This is a genomic window from Rhodococcus sp. WB1, from assembly GCF_001700945.1.
Taxonomy (GTDB): Bacteria; Actinomycetota; Actinomycetes; order Mycobacteriales; family Mycobacteriaceae; genus Rhodococcus; species Rhodococcus aetherivorans.
In genome coordinates this window covers 4,841,446-4,860,788 of the sequence record NZ_CP015529.1, presented here as the reverse complement: position 1 = coordinate 4,860,788, position 19,343 = coordinate 4,841,446, and the positions used below count along the sequence as shown (strand labels likewise).

The window sequence follows — 19,343 nt, the reverse complement described above, 5'->3', positions numbered from 1 at the left end:
GGGCTCACGACGCCTCGCGCATCGTGAGCCCACCGAGTTCGACGACGTACTGCCCGGCTGCGTCGTCCCACGTCACCGAGTAGGTGGTGGGGTAGTAGCCGGACTGCTGATACGCGCTCGGCTGCCGCAGTTCCTCGTGCAGGTCGGGCCGGGACGCCAGCCAGTCCCGGGTCATCATCGGCTCGATGAAGACGTGCCGGCCGTCCCACGAGCCCTGCAGGACCGTCTCGGTGAAGTGCCCGTGCGGCTCGGCGGTGTCGAGCCAGTGCAGTCCCATGTTGGGGACGGTGCCGAGAATCGGCTGGGGGTCCGACGGCGCGTAGCCTTCCGGGAGGTACTTCGGGTCCGGCAGCTTCGCCGCCCGCTCGAGATACCCGGGGACGAGCGGGTTGATCGACTCCACCGCCGCGGTGTCGACGAGGTAGAAGTGCACATCGAAGTGCGGCTGGTCGAACCCGTGTTCCGGATTGTGGCCGTGAGAGTTCCAGTCCAGCGTGACATGGTCGACGACCGTCGCGGGCGCCCCGTCGGGAACGTCGAGCACGTAGGCCTCGGTGGTGGGCAGCAGACCGCTCGTGAGGCCTTCGAGAGCGGCGGCATCGAGGCGGACGCCGATCGCGGTGGGGGTGTCGTCGGGTCCGACGGTGACGTACGTGTGCGCCGATCCGTTACCGACGGGGCGGGGCGGGCCGTCGACGGACGTGGAGCCCCGGGCTCCGGCCACGGAACCGACGACGAGTGCCGTCGCCGTCGCCGTCACGCCGACGACTCCGAGCACCGCGAACGTGCGAAGGTGCACCACTGTCACGACTCCTCTCGCATGGTGAGTCCACCGAGTTCGACGACGTACTCCTGCGCCTGGTCGTCGAAGCTCACCGAGTAGGTGGTGGGGTAGTACGCGCTCTGCTGATAGGCCTCGGGCTGTTTCAAAGGCTCGTCGATCGTGGGCCGGGTGAGCAGCCAGTCGCGGGTGAGCATCGGCTCGATGAAGGTCCATTCCCCGTCCCAGGATCCCTCGATGAGGATCTGGGTGAAGTCGTACTGTCCCGGCGCGATCGGCAGGGTGCCGTCGACCCAGTGCATCCCCATCTGCGGGACGAGCGCCATCTCCGGCGGACCGGCGGGCACGTAGTCGGCCGGCATGTACCGGGCTTCGGGCATGTTGGCCGCCGCGTCGGCGTACCCGGTTGCGGCCGGGTCGATCTCGGAAATCTGCTCGGCGCCGATCATGTAGAAATGGATGTCGAAATGAGGCTGGTCGAACAGTCCCACCGGTTCGTGCCCGTGCGGGTTCCAGTCCATGGTCAGGTGGTCGAACGCGGTCTCGTCCGCCTCGGCCGGGAACTCGAGCGTGTGCACCTCGAGGGCGTCGGAGAGGCCGTCGAGCGCCGTCGCCGAGAAGCGGACCCCGATCGCCGCGGGGGCACCGTCGTCGCCCTGCTCGACGTAGGTGCGGGCCGTGCCGTCGCCGACCTCGACGGTGGGGCCGTAGGAGTAGGGCTCGGATTCCGTGTCGGATCCGCTGGAGCAGCCGAGCAGCAGGGTGAGCGCGGTGCCGGCCGCGATCGCGATCCCGGAGGCGCGAGAGATCGGGTTGGTGCGCATGGCGAACCTCTTCCGGTGGGCTGAGAAGCAGGGTAGACCCGGCCGGCGGGTCCGTTGTGCGGAATCAGGCGATCGTGTGCGGACCGATCCCGCCCGTCTTTTCTTGACTAATTCCAGAAAATGGGCATACTGGGGTCATGCAACGAGCGGATGAGCACCTCGCCCCCCCGGCGCAACTGCGCTCCGTGGGTCTGCGGGTGACCGCTCCGCGTGTTGCCGTGCTCGGCGCGGTTGCCGCGCACCCCCATTCCGATGCGGACGAGATCGCGGCCGCGGTGCGGAGCGAACTCGGCTCCGTCTCCACGCAGGCGGTGTACGACGTGCTCAAGGCGTGCGTCGGGGCCGGGCTCCTGCGCCGCATCGAACCCGCGGGTTCGCCGGCCCGGTACGAGACCCGGATCGGCGACAACCACCACCACCTGGTGTGCCGCAGCTGTGGCGCGGTCACCGACATCGAGTGCGTCGTCGGAGCGGCGCCGTGCCTCGAACCCTCGGACGACCACGGCTACGTCGTGGACGAGGCCGAAGTGACGTTCTGGGGACTGTGCCCCGACTGTCGAGAGTCTTAGTCCCGCACCATTTCTCCACTCCGACTACGACCCGCACCGCGGCGACGTGGCGCGGAGCGTGCACCCTTCCAGAGGAGGATCACCGTGACGAATCCCCGCCCCACCACCAACAACGTCGGCATTCCGGTCGCGAGCGACGACGAATCGCTCACCGCAGGAACGCAGGGCCCGGTACTGCTGCACGACCACTACCTGATCGAGAAGCTCGCCCACTTCAACCGCGAACGGGTCCCGGAGCGTGTCGTGCACGCCAAGGGCGGCGGCGCGTTCGGCGAACTCGTCGTCACGGGCGACGTCAGTGCCTACACCAAGGCCAAGCTGTTCCAGCCGGGCGCGAAAACCGAATCCCTCGTGCGTTTCTCGACGGTCGCCGGGGAGCAGGGCAGCCCCGACACGTGGCGCGACCCGCGCGGTTTCGCGGTGAAGTTCTACACCGAGGACGGCAACTACGACCTCGTCGGCAACAACACCCCGGTGTTCTTCGTCAAGGACCCGATCAAGTTCCCCGACTTCATCCACTCCCAGAAGCGGCTACCCGGTTCGGGTCTGCGCGACCACACCATGCAGTGGGACTTCTGGACGCTGCGACCCGAGAGCGCCCACCAGGTGACGTGGCTGATGGGTGACCGGGGCATCCCCCGAACCTGGCGCCACATGGACGGTTTCGGCTCCCATACCTACCAGTGGGTCAACGCCGCGGGAGAGCGGTTCTGGGTCAAGTACCACTTCAAGACGAACCAGGGCATCGAATTCCTCACCCAGGACGAGGCCGACCGCCTCGCCGGCACCGACCCCGACTACCACCGCGCCGACCTCCACGACGCGATCGAGCGGGGCGAGTTCCCCAGCTGGACGCTGAAGGTGCAGATCATGCCGGTGGCCGAGGCGGAGGGGTATCGCTTCAACCCGTTCGACCTGACCAAGGTGTGGTCGCAGCGCGACTATCCGCTGATCGAGGTCGGCACCTGGACGCTGAATCGCAATCCGCGCAACTTCTTCGCCGAGATCGAGCAGGCCGCGTTCGCGCCGTCGAACATCGTGCCGGGCATCGGCCTGTCGCCGGACAAGATGCTGCTCGGCCGCGTGTTCTCCTACGCCGACGCGCACCGCTACCGCATCGGCGCGAACCACGCGCAGCTGCCGGTCAACGCGCCGAGGAACGAGGTGAACTCGTATTCCAAGGACGGCGCCATGCGGTACTCGTTCAACGACCCGGGCACCCCGGTGTATGCGCCGAACAGCTTCGGCGGCCCGCACGCCGACCCGCAGGCCGCCGGCGACGAAGGTTTGTGGGAGTTCGGCACCGAGGCGGTGCGGGCCGGCTACGTCCGGCATGCCGAGGACGACGACTTCGGTCAGGCCGGCACGCTGGTCCGCGAGGTGCTCGACGACGCGGCCCGTGAGCGGCTGGTGGGCAACATCGTCGGCCACATCCTCGGGGGGACCGCGGCGGCGTTGTACGAGCGGATCTTCGAATACTGGTCGAACGTCGACGCCGACCTCGGCAAGAAGGTCGAGGAGGGCGTGCGGGCGGGCCGGGCCTGACCTCCCGTCAGAGAATGCCCCACCAGTAGAGGAGGGTGGCCAGTATCCACACGATGACCGTCTGCATCACTCTGTCCTCCCTCGATACGGATTCTTCCTCCATCATCCGCCCGCGCGGCCGCGGCTGCCACGGACACTCCGGGCCGAAGGGGCCCCGTATCCACTTCGTTGCCTGCGGCCGCGCGGAACTCGGTCACCGCGTCGAGCGTTGAAGCGGGGGAGATATGTCCGAAGCACGGCCGGCGCGCGACGTCCGTCGCCGCCGGGAGGCACATCGACACGGATAGGAGCTCGGATCATGACCGGACCGATCACCAGCACGTTGAACCCGGACCAGCAGAAGGTCGCCGGGGACGCTCTGCAGGGCACCCTCGTCGACATGATCGACCTGAGCCTGATCGCCAAGCAGGCACACTGGAACGTCGTCGGCCCGCAGTTCCGCAGCCTGCATCTCGCGCTGGACGAGATCGTCACGGCCGCCCGCACCTACACCGACGAGGTGGCGGAGCGCCTCACGGCGATCGGCGTCAGCCCGGACGGACGGGCCACCACCGTCGCCCAGGACTCCGGCACCACGGGTTTCGGCGCGGGCTGGACCAAGGACGAGCAGGTCGTCGCGGCGATCACCGACAACCTCGCGGCCGTCATCGGACGCCTGCGCGAGCGCATCGCGGTGACGGACGAGGCCGACCCGGTCACGCAGGACCTGCTCATCGCCCAGACCGCCGGCCTCGAGCAGACGCACTGGATGTGGCAGGCACAGCTCGCCTGAGCCGTCGCACACGAAGGGCCACCCGTTCCCGCGGGTGGCCCTTCGTGTGCGCCGGGCGATCGAACACCTGTGTTACTGAAGTGTCGGATGTGATTGCTACGTTGGCATCGGTTCGTTCTTCGATCGAAAGGTGCCTGCAGCGATGGTCATGGGTCCCACCCACGCGGTGTCCGGGGCGCTGGTCGGCCTCCTCGTCGCCGACGTGCTGCCCCGCGAGTGGGGCGGGCCCACATCCACGGCCGAGACGTTCGCGTTCGCCGCGGTCTGCGCCGGTTCGGCCCTCCTGCCGGATCTCGACACGCCCCAGTCGACGGTGGCGCGGTCCTTCGGGCCGGTGAGTCAGGTCGCGGCGCGCGGCATCGACAACCTCTCGCTCGGTTACTACACGCTCACCAAGGGCCGCCGCGACCGCAGCCGTCGCGGCGGGCATCGCACGCTGACGCACACGGCCCTGTTCGCGGGCCTGCTGGGGGCGGGGGTGTCGACGCTTGTCGCCCGGTTCGACCGGGTCGCGGTCGTCGCCGTCCTGTTCGTCACGCTCGGCCTGGCGCTGCGCGGGCTCGCGGACGGATGGGCCAAGCGCAACGGCTGGCTCGTGGTGACCGCGACCTCGGCGGTGCTGTCGGTGCTCATGTGGAACTGGTTCCCCGGAGAGGTCGGTTCGGTGGGCCTCGGGGTGGCAGTGGCGCTGGGATGCGCGACGCACTGCCTGGGCGACGCCGTCACCAAGGAGGGCATACCGTTCCTCGCGCCGTTCCTGCCGTGGCGCGGCGAGCGCTGGTGGGAGATCAAGATGCCCGGGTTCCTTGCCATCCGCGCCGGCGGCGCCTTCGAGCTGGCGATCCTCGGTCCAGGGCTGACGATCGCCGCGTTCGCGATGGCGGTGTGGTCGATCGACGGCGCGCCGGAACTCCTGCGGGAGGCCGTCGGCGTGTAGGTCCTCGAGGGTGCTCACCTGCGCAGCGACGCGGCGATGCGATACACGGCGGGCACTGTGTACGCCCAGTCCTGCAGCGACAGGTAGGCCGACGTGGGGACGAGCACCACATGCCGCAGCCCGGCCTCCCCGAACTCCCGCAACCGCGCGGTGATCCGGCCCGGTGTGCCGACGAGGAATCCGTATTCGGTGACCTCCGGGGGCACCGCCGCGAGCGCCTCCTCCCACCGGGCCCGGTCGTAGCGTTCCGGGATCACGTCGACCGAGCCGCGGAACTCCGGCCCGAAGGGATGTACCGCGCCGGCCGCAGCCCAGTGCTCGGCGGAGAACAGCAGCGTCCAGTACCGCATCATCCGGCTGTGCAGCATCGCCTGCGCCCGCTTCTGTGTGGGGGCGACGAGGATGTAGGCCACCAACGCCGGCACGATCCGGTCGGGGTCGCGACCGGCCTCGGTGGCGGCGGTACGGATGCGCGCCAGTTTCGCCGCGTACTCGTCCGGGGTGCGCAGTGCGATGGTCATCGGCAGCCACCCGTCGCCGTAGCGCCCGGTCAACTGCAGCATCCGAGGTCCGTGGGCGGCGATCCAGATCTCCGGGGTGCGCCCGGGTGGGGCCTGCAGGTCCATCACCGCCCCGTCCAGGTGGAAGTGCGTGCCGTGGAAGTCGAACGGGCCGTGCGAGTCGAAGCAGCGGCGGACGATCTGCACGGCTTCGGCGAGTCGGTCGACCGGGTGGGCCTGCGACAACCCGTACGGGTCGATGTTCATCCGCTCCCCGCAGCCCAGGCCGAGGATCGGCGCGCGCTTGGTCAGATGCGCCAGGGTCAGGGCGGCCTGAGCGAGCAGCACCGGGTGGCGCCGGATCGGCTCGCTCACTGCCACCCCGAGCCGCATCCTCCCCGCAGGGGCCGCCAGTGCCCCGAGCAGGGTCTGGGTAGTCGAACACCTCGTGCGGACTCGACACCTGGTCGCTGAAGCGGGTGAAGGTCCTGTCCCACAGGGCGGTCGGGAAGAACTCCTGGAAATGGTCCCAGACGAACAGCGACGTCAGCCCGCCATACCTCGCCAGCGCCGTGATGACCCGCACCTCGCGCCACGGTGGGTTGGACGAGGTGTACATGCCGGTATCGATCGTGGTGGACGTCATGGCGTTCCCTTCCGGGCCTGTCCGTTCACCGGCGGCCGGCGGTGCTCTGACGCCGCCGTGCAACGGCACTCTGACGCCGCCGTGCAACGGCACGCTGTCGCCGCCGTGCAACGGCACTTGCCACTGTCTGCCCGTGACCGGGTGCGGGGCTAGGGTCCTACGTCCTCGCTCCGGTCGTGGACGGCGGCGTTCAGCCGGTTCGGCGGCGCATTACGGAACCACTGGCATCGAAAGAGAACTTGTTCTATTTTTGCTCTGTTTCTGCCTCTTCCCAGATCGGAGCCCAGCCCGGTGGACCCCCGCGACGCCCGGACGGACGGCGACCCCGCCTCGACCACGACCCTCAGCCGACGAGCCCTCCTCGGCGCCGCCGGTGCCGCCGGTGCCGTCGCACTGACCGGCCTCGCCTGGACCCCCGCCGGTGCGGTCCCGGCCGGCGATCCGCGCGCCACCATTCCGGCACCGCCGGAGTTCCCCGCAGACATCCCGCTGGCCCAGCAGCGCTTCGAGAACTGGGCCCGGACGATCCGCTTCGACGCGGTGTGGACCGCCACCGCACGCGATGCGCACGACGTCGTGCGCATCGCCGACTGGGCCCGCGCCCACGGTTACCGCGTCCGGCCGCGCGGCACCATGCACAGCTGGAGCCCGCTGACCGTCGTGCCCGGCGAGAGCGTCGAGAAGATCGTGCTGATCGACACGATGGTGCACCTGAACGCCGTCACCGTCGATCCCGCGGGAACACCCGCCACCGTCACCGCCGGCGCGGGTGCGAGCATCGAGTCGATCCTCGCCGCGCTCGAACAGCACGGCCTCGGCTGGGCCAATGCCCCCGCGATCGGCGACATCACCATCGCGGGCGCGCTGTCGATCGGCGCGCACGGCGCCACCTATCCGGCCGCCGGGGAGCGTGCGCTCCCCGGCCAGTCGTTCGGCTCGCTGTCGAACCTCGTCGTCGCCCTCACCGCCGTCGTGTGGAACGCCGCCGCCGGCGCCTACGAACTGCGTGAGTTCCGTCGGTCCGAACCCGAGATCACGCCCCTGCTCGCCCACCTGGGCCGCAGCTTCGTCACCTCGGTGACCCTGCAGGCCGGGGCCAACTACCGGCTGCGCTGCCAGAGTTTCACCGACGTGCCGTGGCAGGAACTGTTCGCCCCGCCCGGTTCCCCGGGCCGTACCTTCGAGCGGTTCGTCGAGGAGTCCGGCCGCGTCGAGGCGATCTGGTTCCCCTTCACCGAGACGCCGTGGCTGAAGATCTGGTCGGTGTGCCCCGAGAAGCCACCGACCGCGCGCGAGGTGCACGGCCCGTACAACTACTTCTTCTCCGACAGCATCCCCGAGGAGGTCACCACCCCTCTCGGCCGGGTGGCGAGCGGGATGCAGGCTGCCACCCCGGCCTTCGGTGCCGGCCAGTTCGGGGCCGTCGCCGCCGGTCTCGCCGCCACCGGCACCGCCGACCTGTGGGGCTGGTCGAAGGACCTGCTGTTCTACCTGCGGGCCACCACGCTGCGCGTCATCGCCGGCGGTGGGGTGGTCGTCACGCGGCGCGCGAACATCGCCCGCGTCGTCCACGAGTTCACCACCTGGCTGCACGAGCGGATGACCCACTACGCCTCGCTCGGGCAGTATCCGGTCAACATGCCGTTCGAGGTGCGACTGTGCACCGTCGACGACCAGTCGGAGGTGCTCGTCGATTCGGCCGGAGCGCCGAATCTGTCGGCCGTGCGTCCCCGTCCCGACCGGCCCGACTGGGACACTGCCATCTGGATGAACGTCGTCTCCATTCCCGGCACCGCGGGGCAGTCCGCGTTCTTCCGGGAGATGGAGCAGTGGATGGCCGACCACTACTCCGGTGACTACGCCGCCTTCCGGTCCGAGTGGTCGAAGGGCTGGGCGTTCGACGAGCAGGGGGGGCACCGGGATTCGCGGTTCCTCGGCGAGACGATCCCGGCGATGTACCGCACCGGACTGTCCGCCGACGAGGGCTGGGACGCGGCGCGCGCGGCGTTCGATCGGCACGATCCGCACCGGGTGTTCAGCAACGGTTTCCTGGACCGGCTGCTGCCGCCGGTGTAGGGGCCACGGGAGGGGGTTCCGGTACGGTCCGAGGGCACGGTTCGGTTTCGATCCGGCCGCTTGCGCCTTTCACAACTCCCACACCAGTCACTTCCGTATACATTTGCCCCGTTCCATGTGAGTCGACGGTGGGAGCGACGTGCGGAAGTTCGAGACGGGGAAGAAGGCGGGCGGTCACCACGCGGCTCGACGCCACGTCCGCCGTGGATCCGTCGCGGCCGCGATGTCGCTGCTCGCCTTCCTGATCGCGCCGGCGCCACCCGCCGCGGCGAACCCGATCGTCGAGCCCGTCGCGGCCGACCCCAGCATCGTGCGGGCGCCCGACGGGGCGTACTACATGTACACCACGGGCGACGACTGGGGCGACGGCCGGGGACTGCGGGGGATGTCCGTCTTCAAGTCCTTCGACCTCACGGACTGGATGTACGTCGACGACGTGTTCTCCGAGATTCCCGGATGGCATCCGGCGAACAACTACGTCTGGGCTCCCCACGTGATCGAGTCGGACACCGGGTACAGCCTCTACTACGCGCTGCCGGACGGGGCGAATCCGTGCATCGGCCTCGCCACCGCACCCGGACCGGCCGGCCCGTGGACCGACCTGGGCCGCCCCGTGTTCTGTGCCGAGGACGTCGGCGTCCAGGGCACGATCGATCCGTTCGTGTGGGACGACGGCACGACGAAGACGATGTTCGTCGGGAACTTCAAGGGCGTCTACGCCATCCCGCTCGCCGCGGACGGAACCGCGCCCGCAGGCGAACCGGTCCGGGTCGCGGACGAACGCTTCGAGGGGCCGCACGTCGAATACCGCGACGGCTACTACTACCTGTTCCTCTCCTCCGGCCACTGCTGCAACGGCGCAGACACCGCCTACCGGGTGCTCGTCGGCCGGTCCGAGTCGTTGACCGGCCCGTACGTCGACCGCAAGGGTGACGACCTCGACGGCGGTGGCGGCGCGCTCATCCTGGCCGGCAGTGATCCGTGGGCGGGACCCGGGCACAACACGGTGGTGACCGACGACGCCGGCGACGACTGGATCGTCTACCACGCGATTCCCCGCGACGATCTCCAGCTTCCCAGCGGTGCCCAGCGACGGGAGGGCATGATCGACCGGATCGTGTGGGCCAACGGCTGGCCGGAGATCGGCGACGGGTCCCCGTCGTCGACCCGCCCCGACGTTCCCCGGACGGATCTTCCCGTGCGCGTCTCGCTCACGGCCGACACGGCCACGACGCTGCCCGCCTCGGGCGGGGTGATCGAAGCCACCATGCTCGTCGAAGCACCCGGCGACGCGCCCTACACGGGTCAGGTGTGGGGCAGCGCGGTCCGTCCGAACGGCGAGGAAGGCGAACCGGTCCTGGGCCCGATCGACGTCGATCTGGCGCCGGGGGAGACCCGCGAGGAGCGAATCGCCTTCACGGTGAGCGACAGTGCGGCGAACGGCACCTACGGCCTGTACGCCTTCGCCGGCACCCACGGTGTGGAGACGGTCGAGTTCGGTGCCGTCACCGCCCGCAAATCCGACGGGCTCTCGGACGTCGGCGAGTCCCTCGACGTGGTGACACTGCGAGTGCGCGAGACGGCCCGCTGACCGCGTGGTCCCACCCCGGCGCGCCGGGGCTTCGGCGAGACGGGGGAGCCACCCATAATCGAGGGATGGATCGAGCCTCCTATCCGGCGCTGTTGCGCGCAGACACCGAGCGGCTGCTCGCCGCCGGCGAAGGCCGGCTCGACCGGCCGGTCCCGACCTGCCCGCGCTGGTCCGTCGAACGGCTTCTCGGGCACGTCGGCCGAGTGCACCGGAACGCGGCGGGCTGGTTGCGCACCGGCGGTCGCACCGAGATCCCCCCGGCTCCGGCCGGGGCCGCCGTCGTCGCATGGGTGCGGGACGGACTCGAGGAGCTGACGGAGGCCGTGCAATCGGCCGATCCGCAGGTCGACGAGCAGACCTTCGCCGGACCGCAACCGGCTTCGTTCTGGGTCCGTCGCATGGCGGTCGAGACTGCGCTGCACCGGATCGACGCCGAACTCGCCGCGGGCGAGGGCACCACGCCCGTCGACACCGCGCTGGCCGTCGAGGGCATCGACGAACTCTTCGGGGTGCTGCTCCCGTTCCGTGCCCTCGGCGGCGCGGGGGCCCTCGGTGGGGCGGGGAGTGCCGGGTCGCCGGCCGGGTCGGGGAAGACGATGCACCTGCATGCGACCGACCCCGCCCTCGCCGCCGGCGAGGGCGAATGGTTGATCACCTTCGATGCCGACGAACCTTCCGTCGTCCACACCCACGCCGAGGGGGACGTCGCGGTCCGCGGGCCGGCGTCGGATCTGCTGCTCCTCCTGTGGAACCGGGCGTCCCTCGATCGATTCGACGTGTTCGGTGACGCCGCGCTGCTGACCTGTTGGCGCGACGAGGTGACGATCTGACGCCGATCTCGGTTACTGCCGTGCGAGCAATCGCTCGAGGTCGTCGAGAACGAGCATCGCGCCGGTCGGGCCGAGTGCGAGGAACCACGTCTCGTCGCTCACCGCGACGGCGCGCCCCTGCTGCACGGCTGTGAGGCTCGACCACAGCGGGCCGCCGACGACCGCCGCCTCGTCGGTTTCCCTGCCGTAGCTCGAGTAGAAGATCCGGTCGCCGTCCGCCTCCGTGATCGTTTCCGGGCTGACCTCGGCCGCAAGTTCCTCGATGTCCTGGACCGGCGGACGTCGCAGCCCGACGTCCTGCAGGATGACGCCGATGAACGAGAGGTTCCCGTACAGGCGGATCTTGCCGGACATGAACCGCACGAGCGAGATGCTCGGATCGCCCTGGATCGAGTCCCGCACCTCGTCGGCGCGGGTCTGGTAGGCGTTGAGGACGGACTCGGCCTTCTCCTCCTCGCCCAGCGCGTCCGCGACGAGCAGGAAATTCTCCTTCCACGGGAAACCGGGCCGGATCGAGAACACGGTCGGGGCGATGGCGGACAGCTGCGGGTACATCTTGTCCGCGCGGAGCTTGCTGCCGACAATCAGATCCGGCCGCAGCGCGCCGATGGCCTCGAGATCGAGGTTGTTGATCGTGCCCACGTCGGCCACACCGGCGAGCCGGTCCGCGAGGTACGACGGCTGCTCCGCCGCGCCCTCGGGACTCGCGAGGCCCACGGGTGTGAGGCCGAGGGAGAGGACGTCGTCGAGTTCGCCGCCGTCGAGCACGACGACGCGCTGCGGCTTGGCCGCGATCTCCGTCTCGCCGAGAGCGTGGGTGACCACGCGGGGGAACCGGCCGGGTTCCGCCTCGCTACCGAGCTTCGCCGTCTCCTCGTCGGCGGTGGCGAACAGCCGGCCGCCGGTGGCCACGTCGGTGTTGCCGGAGCCGGTGTCGCGGGTCGACTCGGCCGCGCCGCCGCACGCCGCGACGGTGAAGGTGACGAGCAGGGCCGCGGCGGTGAGGCGGCCGAGGTGTCTGAGCTTGTGCATGAGGGCAGGCTATCCTTGCCTCATATCCTCCGTGGCCCCACCCCCGGGAGGATCAACCCGTTGTCGGGGTCCCTCGCCGGCGGTTGCGCCGGTCGATGTGCAGGGTCCGCAGAAATGCCCGACGGCCGGGTCGCGGGGCTGCCGGCGGAACGGCCGGCGCGGTAGTCGGGGAGCGGAACTTCAGTTCGGAGGCGGTTTCCGGGGCGTCATCGGAGGTCGCGCGCAGGAATCGATCAGGCAGAGCGAGCTTGTGGATCGTGCGCAGCGTCAGAAGGTACTGCCGGACGAGCGAGCCGGTGGTGTACGGCAGATCGTACTTCTCGCACAGCGCCCGGACCTTCGTGGAGATCTCTGCGTAGCGGTTGCTGGGCAGGTCCGGGAACAGGTGATGCTCGATCTGGTAGCAGAGGTTACCGCTCATGAAGGCCATCACCGGACCGGCGTGGAAATTGGCGCTTCCGAGCATCTGCCGGAGATACCATTCCGCCCTTGTCTCGCGCTCGAGCTCGACGAGGGTGAACTTCTCGGCGCCGTCCGGAAAGTGCCCGCAGAAGATCACCACGTACGACCACAGGTTCCGGAGCAGATTCGCGGCCAGGCCGGCCGTCAGGGTGCGCCGCCAGCGACGACCGCTGAGGGCGGGGAAGACCAGGTAGTCCTTGAGCGATTGGCGGACAACCTTTCCCAGCAGTGCCCGGTTGTGGTCGGTCTTCTCGGCCGCGCTGCCGGCGTGCTCGTTCACGGAGTGCAGACCGTGCAGTGCGATTCCCCACTCGAATGTGGTTGCCAACAGCAGGTTTCGCAGCGGTTGCGCCAGATTGCCCGGATGCCAAGGCTGGTCGCGGGTGATCCGGATGACGCCGAAGCCGAGGTCGTCGTCCATGTCTACGACGTTGTTGAAGACGTGGTGGCGGTAGTTGTGGGAGTACCGCCACTGTGAGGAGAGCCCGGCCATGTCCCATTCCCATGTGGTGGAGTGGATCTCCGGGTCGTTCATCCAGTCCCACTGCCCGTGCGAGACGTTGTGGCCGATCTCCATGTTCTCCACGATCTTGGCCCCGGCGAGGGCCGTCACCCCCAGCACCCACACGGCCGGCGCCTTGCTGGCGCATATCATCAGCCGCGCGGCGACATCCAGTGCACGCTGGAAGGCGATCGCGCGCCGGATGTAGGCGGCGTCCGCCGCGCCGAGCGACTCGGTGACATCCCGGCGGATCCCGTTCAGCTCGTTGCTCAGAGCCTCGACGTCTTCCGCGGTGAGGTGCGCATATTCCTTGATGTCGGAGATCGCCATCGTGTTCTTTCCGTATCGAGTCCGCAACGCGCGATGCCGGATTCGGCCCCGCACGGCAGGACTGAATCAGTAGTAGTCGCGGCGGACTGCCACGGCGTACCCCGTGGAGCCGTGTGCCCGCTCGCTGTCGCTCGGCCCTCCGGGCCCGACGATCGCAGCAGCGAGCAGGGGGTTCGGTCGCAGAACGTTGATCATGGCGGCCTCCGGGGCCTGGGGTGTAGACCCAGTCAACACCCGCAGCGCCCGAGGTGTCAACACTGTAGACATACGACATAGGGCTACAGTGGAGGCGAACGGAGAGGAGTCCGTGATGCCGAAGGTTCCCGCGGGCCGCTCGATCGGATCCGACGACGGCAGGTCCGGCGGGAACACTCGAGCCCGGGAATTGATCCTTGCGTCTGCGCTCGCGATCATCGATCGCGACGGCGTCGAGGGGCTTTCGATGCGCCGCCTCGGCAAGGCTCTCGGCCGGGATCCGATGACCCTCTACCGTCACGCGCCGAACAAGGCCGCCCTCCTCGACGGAGTCGCCGAAATCGTCCTCGGGCAACTGGCCGTCGACCCCTGCGACGGTGACTGGGAAGATCAACTGCGCACGGTTGCAAGGGATTTCCGTCAACTTGCCCTCGATCACCCGCGCGTGGTTCCGTTGCTGGTCACCCGCCCCCTGGCCACACCCCTCGCGCTGCGGCCGCTCGGCACGCTGCGTCCGCTCGAAGGCATCCTGACCTTGCTCACCCGGGCCGGCTTCTCCGCGGCCGATGCGTTGCACGTCTACCGGGCCTTGTTCGGATTCCTCCACGGTCACGTCCTCGACGAGCTGCAGGAACTCGTCGAGCGGCCCGAGGAGTCCGACGACCTGCTCCGCCTGGGACTGCATCGCCTGCCGATCGTCGAATTCCCTCTCCTGCGCAGTCTCGCGCCGATACTGGCCTCCTACGACGGCGCCGCCGAATTCGAACGCGGCCTCGACCTCCTCTTTTCCGGCCTCAGGGCAATACTGGACTCCGGGGACGGTCGGCCTTCCGGATGAGCCGCCGGCGCCGGCCGGACCTACGAATCCGCCAACGTGCGCATGATGCCGTAGGCGTGATCCGGTTCGGTGTCGGGGTGCAGGAGTACCAGCACGAGTTGGGTGCCGTTGCATCCGAGGAAGTACATCGTGTGCGGTGGTTGTCCGGGTGCCGGCTCGCGCAGTGCGATACCGCCGGAGTCGAGGTCGAACTCGTCGATTCGCTTTCGCGATATCTGCAGGGCGTTCCAGTCGAAGCAGACCCGGGCCACGGGGCCGAGTCGCAGGGTGAGCGCGGAGATCAGGTCGTCCAGCTCATCGGTGAGGTTCGCGGTCCACGGGAACCACGAGCCGTCGATCGAGGACGGTGGTGCCGAGTTCGGCCGGAGCAGGAAGCGGGGAGTCTGGGTCGGTGTGGGAAATCGAGCAGGGGGGCGTCGCGACGGTAGGGGGCGCTCGGGAGGGCCGGAGCGATTCCCGTTGCTGTGGGTGATGGCGTGGTTGTGCGTCATGAGACGCTCCTTGCGCGGCCTCGAGGAGGCCGACTTGTCACCGGGAGGCGTCGAGCCGGGCGCTCGAGGCGGGAAACGTGCCGGTCTGCTCACCGTACGTCACGATCGCGTCGGGCGCGTCGTGCCGAGACCCGGAGAACGGGATCGGGGCCCCTTCTCCGGATGGAGAAGGGGCCCCGATCAGGTCCTTCACGAGTCGGGGTGGCGGGATTCGAACCCACGACCTCTTCGTCCCGAACGAAGCGCGCTACCAAGCTGCGCCACACCCCGTTTCGAACCTCGGTTAGCTTACAGCACGATCGGGGTGACGGTTAAATCGCCTGGTCAGTGCGGTGAAAACGTGCTCCGGGTGCCCGCGTCCGCGGTGCTGCGAGCCTGCTCGCGGGGGGCCGGGATCAGCGTCAGCAGCGTCGCCTCGGGCCGGCACCAGAACCGGGCGGGGGCCGTCGGCGACGTGCCGATGCCCGCCGACACGTGCAACCGCATGTGCGAGCCCCAGCGCGACACGCCCTTGACCCGCGACCGGTCCAGCCCGCAATTGGTCACCAGCGCGCCGACCAGCGGCAGGCACAGTTGGCCCCCGTGGGTGTGGCCCGCCAGCACGAGGTCGTAGCCGTCGTCCGCGAACCGGTCCAGCACGCGCGGCTCGGGTGAGTGGGTCAGCCCCAGCCGCAGATCCGCCACCGGGTTCGCCGGACCCGCGACGGTGTCGTACCGGTCCCGGTCGATGTGCGGGTCGTCGACACCGGCCGCGCTGATGCGCACCCCGGCGATCTCGAGTTCGCGGTGCACGTGCGTGACGTCGAGCCAGCCGCGCTCGCTGAACGCGGCGCGCAGATCGCTCCAGGGCAGCGGCACGCCGTGTACGCGCTCGTGGTCGCGGTCGAAGTACTTCAGCGGGTTCTTCACCCGGGGCCCGAAGTAGTCGTTGCTGCCGAAGACGAACAGCCCCGGCCGGGCGAGCAGACCGCCGAGCGCCTGCACGACGGCGGGCACAGCCTTCGGATGCGCAAGGTTGTCGCCGGTGTTGACCACGAGGTCGGGTTCGAGGCGATCGAGTTCGCGGAGCCAGTTCTGCTTGAGCCGCTGCCCGGGCGTCATGTGGATGTCGCTCAGGTGCAGCACGCGCAGCGTCGAGGCGTCCGGCGCAAGGACCGGGAGGGTCACCTCCCGCAGGGCGAAGGCGTTGCGCTCGATGAGCGTCGCGTAGCCGAGGCCCAGGGCGGCGGCACCGGCCGCGCCGATCGCGGCACGTCGAAGAGTGGGAACGTCTGGCACGTCTCCAGCGTACCGCCGGGGCTCGTCCGCGCACGGGTTCGCGGGGCGCCGCGTAGCGTCGAGGCATGTCCGACACCACGTCCTCGCTCAAGTCCACGCTCCGCGCCGACCTCACGGCCGCGATGAAGGACAAGGATCCGCTGCGGATCACCACGCTGCGCATGCTGCTTGCCGCGATCCAGACCGAGGAGGTCGCCGGCAAGCAGGCGCGCGAGCTCACCGACGAGGACGTCGTGACGGTGCTCGCGCGCGAGGCGAAGAAGCGCGGCGAGGCTGCCGAGGTGTATACCGAGAACGGTCGCGGCGAACTGGCGGCCAAGGAGCACGCCGAGGCCCGCATCATCGACGAGTACCTGCCGACGCCGCTCACCGACGCCGAACTGGCCGACGTCGCGGATACCGCCATCGCGCAGGTCGCCGAGGAGATCGGGGAGCGGCCCGGGCCGCGGCAGATGGGTCAGGTCATGAAGGCCGCGACCGCGATCGCCGCCGGGAAGGCCGACGGCAAGCGCCTGTCCGCCGCCGTCAAGTCGCGCCTGTAGCCGAAGACCCCGTCCGGTCGTCGCGCGACCGGACGGGTGACGGTCATCGTCCCGGGATGGGTGCCGGCGCGGCCGGCACCGTCGTGTCCGGCACCTGGCTCTCGGTCGGTCGGCCGGGGGTCGCGCTCGGGCTCGGTGGCGCGGCGCGCACCGAGCCGTCGCTGACGAAGATCGTCACCGTGGACCCCGGGACGGCCGACCCCGACGGGGAGACCGAGGCGACGGTGCCGCTGCGGCCCTCCGCCTTGACCGTCGTCTCCGTCACCTGGAAGCCGGCGTCGATCAGCCGTTGGCTCGCCTGCTGACGGTTCAGACCCACGACGTTGGGCACCTGGGCATTGCCGGCGCCGCGCACGTACTTCTGGTCCGCGGGCGGCAACTCGGTGGGCCCGAACTTGTTCGCGACGGGCAGCAGTGCCGTGAACCAGGTGCGGGCCGGCTCGGTGCCGCCGAACAGATTGCCGTCGGAGCACGGGCGCACGGGTCCGCTGCAGATCTGCCCCGGCGTGGGGGAGTCGCCGTAGGTGTAGACCGCCCCGGCCAGGTTGTTCGTGAACCCGACGAACGCCGACGACATGTGCGACTCGGTCGTTCCGGTCTTCGCCGCCACCGGCAGGTTCCAGCCCACGGATCCGGCCGCACCGGACGCCGTACCACCGCCCGCGGTGTCCTTGCTCAGGGCGGTGGCGAGGGTGTCGGCCAGCCCCGGTTCGACGACCTGCTCGCACGCCTGCTGGGTGATCGGCACGGGCTTGCCGTCGCGGTCGAACACGGCATCGATCGGCGTCGGCGGGCACCACTTGCCGTGCGAGGCCAGCGTGGCGGCGACGTTCGACAGCTCCAGCGGGTTCACCCAGGTGGGGCCGAGCGTGAACGAGCCGAGGTGCTGGGCCTTCTGCATGTCGACCATGCTCTGCTCGCCGAAGCCGGACGTGTTGGGCTGCGCGTACGAGCGCAGGCCCAGCCGCACCGACATGTCGACGACCGCGTCCACACCGGTGGCCTCGATCAGCTTGACGAAGGCGGTGTTGGGGGACTGTGCGAGCGCGTCCGGCACCGACAGCTTCGCCGGGTACGGTGCGGCGTTCTCGACGCAGTAGGTGGCCGGCGGGCATCCGGGGGCGCCGCCGTCGCCGAGGCCGCGGGCGTTGTAGCGGGACGGCACGTCCAGCACGGCGCTGGTGCCGAGGCCCTTCTCCATCGCCGCCGCGACGGTGAAGATCTTGAACACCGAGCCGGCGCCGTGACCGGTCAGCGAGTACGGCTGCGGCTGCACCGTCTGCGAGGCCCCGCCGTCGAGGCCGTACACGCGGCTCGACCCCATCGCCAGGACGCGGTGCGAATCCTCCCCGGGCCGGATCACGTTCATCACCGTCGCGACGTCATCGACGGTCGGGCTGGTGAACCTGTCCAGCGACGATTTGACCGAGCCCTGGATCTCGGGGTCGAGCGTGGTGCGGATCAGGTACCCGCCCTTGTCGATCTGCTCGCGCGACAACCCGGCCTCGGCCAGGTACTGCAGGGCGTACTCACAGAAGAACCCGCGGTCGCCCGCCGCGATGCAGCCGCGCGGCAGGGTCTTCGGCTCGGGCAGGACGCCGAGCGGCTGCTCCTTCGCGGCCCGGATCTCGGCGGCGCGCTCGGGGATGTTCTGGATCATCGTGTCGAGCACGACGTTGCGTCGCGCCAGCACGCCGTCCGGATTGGTGTACGGGTTCAGCGCGGAGCTGGACTGCACCATGCCGGCGAGCATCGCGGACTGGGTGACGTTCAGATCCTTCGCGTCGATGCCGAAGTACGTCTGGGCGGCGTCCTGCACGCCGAAGGACCCGTTCCCGAACGGCACGAGGTTCAGGTAGCGGGTGAGGATCTCGTCCTTGGTCAGCTCGTCGTCGAGCGTCAGCGCCATCCGGATCTCCCGGATCTTGCGCGCGGGCGTCGTCTCGATCGCCGCGCGCCGCTCGGCGTCGGTCTTGGCGACCACGTGGAGCAGGTAGTTCTTCACGTACTGCTGGTCGATCGTGGACGCGCCCTGCTCGACCTGACCGCTGGTGGTGTTGGTGAGGAAGGCGCGGATCGTGCCCTGCCAGTCCACGCCCTGGTGTTCGGCGAAGCGTTTGTCCTCGATGGAGACGATGGCGAGTTTCATCTCGTTGGAGATCTGGTCGCTCGGCACCTCGAACCGGCGCTGGTCGTAGAGCCAGGCGATGGGGGTACCCGCCGCATCGGTCATCGTGGTGACCGCCGGCACCACACCCTCGACGAGTTCGGCGGAACTGTTGTCCACCGTGTCCGCGGCGCGGTTCGACACGTAGCCGAAGCCTCCGGCCGCCGGGAACATCACACCGGCCAGCAGGACTCCGCCCAGTGCCGTGCATCCTGCGAGCTTCGCCACCGTTTTTCCGATCGACACGTCTACACAGTACGTGCCACCCCGGGGCGCAGACCCCGGCGCACGCGTTCCCGTGTGTGCGTTGCGCTGGCAAAAGCCCTCCGACGTGCAGTGATGCACGGGCGTACCAGAAAAGTGTTTCTCCACCTTGCATCCGGGGAAGTCTTTACCTAGATTGAGTCCTCAGTGTGATGCAGATAACACCTGAAT

Annotated in this window: 18 protein-coding genes and 1 tRNA gene; 9 read left to right on the top strand and 10 right to left on the bottom strand. The window is 69.4% G+C overall.

Annotated features, from left to right (window positions below; translation table 11 throughout):
• Positions 1-4: 4 nt before the first annotated feature.
• Positions 5-802: a DUF5602 domain-containing protein gene (locus tag A4U64_RS21710; RefSeq protein ID WP_065923094.1), complete on the bottom strand. Its 798-nt coding sequence runs from the start codon at positions 800-802 to the stop codon at positions 5-7.
• A 2-nt stretch (positions 803-804) separates the two neighbouring features.
• Complete coding sequence (locus tag A4U64_RS21705; RefSeq protein WP_065923093.1) at positions 805-1,605, bottom strand: DUF5602 domain-containing protein; 801 nt, start codon at positions 1,603-1,605, stop codon at positions 805-807.
• A gap of 137 nt (positions 1,606-1,742) precedes the next feature.
• Here A4U64_RS21705 and A4U64_RS21700 point away from each other — a divergent pair, with 137 nt between their 5' ends.
• From A4U64_RS21700 to A4U64_RS21685, 4 genes are all read left to right on the top strand, one after another.
• Complete coding sequence (locus tag A4U64_RS21700) at positions 1,743-2,174, top strand: Fur family transcriptional regulator (protein WP_065923092.1); 432 nt, start codon at positions 1,743-1,745, stop codon at positions 2,172-2,174.
• Between the two features lie 84 nt (positions 2,175-2,258).
• Positions 2,259-3,719, top strand: coding sequence for a catalase (locus tag A4U64_RS21695; protein ID WP_029547200.1), 1,461 nt, complete (start codon positions 2,259-2,261; stop codon positions 3,717-3,719).
• A 298-nt stretch (positions 3,720-4,017) separates the two neighbouring features.
• Entirely contained in the window at positions 4,018-4,491 is a 474-nt protein-coding gene (locus A4U64_RS21690; protein ID WP_065923091.1) for a Dps family protein, read from the top strand.
• Positions 4,492-4,633: 142 nt separating this feature from the next.
• The gene (locus tag A4U64_RS21685) at positions 4,634-5,428 is read left to right on the top strand and encodes a metal-dependent hydrolase (protein ID WP_006945629.1); all 795 of its coding nucleotides are present in this window, start codon (positions 4,634-4,636) and stop codon (positions 5,426-5,428) included.
• 14 nt (positions 5,429-5,442) lie between these two features.
• Here A4U64_RS21685 and A4U64_RS21680 read toward each other — a convergent pair whose 3' ends face one another.
• Positions 5,443-6,309 (bottom strand): LLM class flavin-dependent oxidoreductase, encoded by an 867-nt coding sequence (locus A4U64_RS21680; RefSeq protein ID WP_232334120.1) that lies wholly within the window; start codon positions 6,307-6,309, stop codon positions 5,443-5,445.
• 556 nt (positions 6,310-6,865) lie between these two features.
• Here A4U64_RS21680 and A4U64_RS21675 point away from each other — a divergent pair.
• The 3 genes from A4U64_RS21675 to A4U64_RS21665 all read left to right on the top strand — a co-directional run bounded on the left by A4U64_RS21675 (position 6,866) and on the right by A4U64_RS21665 (position 11,071).
• Positions 6,866-8,650, top strand: a complete 1,785-nt coding sequence (locus A4U64_RS21675) for a cholesterol oxidase substrate-binding domain-containing protein (protein ID WP_006945626.1) — start codon at positions 6,866-6,868, stop codon at positions 8,648-8,650.
• Positions 8,651-8,789: 139 nt separating this feature from the next.
• Positions 8,790-10,241, top strand: coding sequence for a family 43 glycosylhydrolase (locus A4U64_RS21670; protein ID WP_006945624.1), 1,452 nt, complete (start codon positions 8,790-8,792; stop codon positions 10,239-10,241).
• 65 nt (positions 10,242-10,306) lie between these two features.
• Positions 10,307-11,071 carry a maleylpyruvate isomerase family mycothiol-dependent enzyme gene (locus tag A4U64_RS21665; protein ID WP_065923090.1) on the top strand — a complete coding sequence of 255 codons (765 nt, stop codon included), beginning with the start codon at positions 10,307-10,309 and terminating at the stop codon, positions 11,069-11,071.
• A 12-nt stretch (positions 11,072-11,083) separates the two neighbouring features.
• On the opposite strand, the gene A4U64_RS21660 is transcribed toward A4U64_RS21665, so the two are convergent.
• The 3 genes from A4U64_RS21660 to A4U64_RS29080 form a co-directional block, all read right to left on the bottom strand.
• The gene (locus A4U64_RS21660) at positions 11,084-12,103 is read right to left on the bottom strand and encodes an ABC transporter substrate-binding protein (protein ID WP_029547204.1); all 1,020 of its coding nucleotides are present in this window, start codon (positions 12,101-12,103) and stop codon (positions 11,084-11,086) included.
• 52 nt (positions 12,104-12,155) lie between these two features.
• Positions 12,156-13,397, bottom strand: coding sequence for a fatty acid desaturase family protein (locus tag A4U64_RS21655; RefSeq protein ID WP_029547205.1), 1,242 nt, complete (start codon positions 13,395-13,397; stop codon positions 12,156-12,158).
• Positions 13,398-13,463: 66 nt separating this feature from the next.
• Positions 13,464-13,592 carry a hypothetical protein gene (locus A4U64_RS29080; protein ID WP_255326696.1) on the bottom strand — a complete coding sequence of 43 codons (129 nt, stop codon included), beginning with the start codon at positions 13,590-13,592 and terminating at the stop codon, positions 13,464-13,466.
• 115 nt (positions 13,593-13,707) lie between these two features.
• Here A4U64_RS29080 and A4U64_RS21650 point away from each other — a divergent pair, with 115 nt between their 5' ends.
• Positions 13,708-14,430: a TetR/AcrR family transcriptional regulator C-terminal domain-containing protein gene (locus A4U64_RS21650; protein ID WP_029547206.1), complete on the top strand. Its 723-nt coding sequence runs from the start codon at positions 13,708-13,710 to the stop codon at positions 14,428-14,430.
• A 20-nt stretch (positions 14,431-14,450) separates the two neighbouring features.
• On the opposite strand, the gene A4U64_RS21645 is transcribed toward A4U64_RS21650, so the two are convergent.
• From A4U64_RS21645 to A4U64_RS21635, 3 genes are all read right to left on the bottom strand, one after another.
• The gene (locus tag A4U64_RS21645) at positions 14,451-14,921 is read right to left on the bottom strand and encodes a DUF5994 family protein (protein WP_029547207.1); all 471 of its coding nucleotides are present in this window, start codon (positions 14,919-14,921) and stop codon (positions 14,451-14,453) included.
• Positions 14,922-15,117: 196 nt separating this feature from the next.
• Positions 15,118-15,191 (bottom strand) — tRNA-Pro (locus A4U64_RS21640).
• 54 nt (positions 15,192-15,245) lie between these two features.
• A complete protein-coding gene (locus tag A4U64_RS21635) occupies positions 15,246-16,199 on the bottom strand; it encodes a metallophosphoesterase (RefSeq protein ID WP_065923089.1) in 954 nt (317 codons plus the stop codon).
• 65 nt (positions 16,200-16,264) lie between these two features.
• Between A4U64_RS21635 and A4U64_RS21630 the strand changes: the two genes are divergently transcribed.
• The gene (locus A4U64_RS21630; protein WP_006945572.1) at positions 16,265-16,741 is read left to right on the top strand and encodes a GatB/YqeY domain-containing protein; all 477 of its coding nucleotides are present in this window, start codon (positions 16,265-16,267) and stop codon (positions 16,739-16,741) included.
• A gap of 43 nt (positions 16,742-16,784) precedes the next feature.
• On the opposite strand, the gene A4U64_RS21625 is transcribed toward A4U64_RS21630, so the two are convergent.
• Positions 16,785-19,136 carry a penicillin-binding protein gene (locus A4U64_RS21625; RefSeq protein ID WP_029547209.1) on the bottom strand — a complete coding sequence of 784 codons (2,352 nt, stop codon included), beginning with the start codon at positions 19,134-19,136 and terminating at the stop codon, positions 16,785-16,787.
• Positions 19,137-19,343 lie beyond the last annotated feature (207 nt).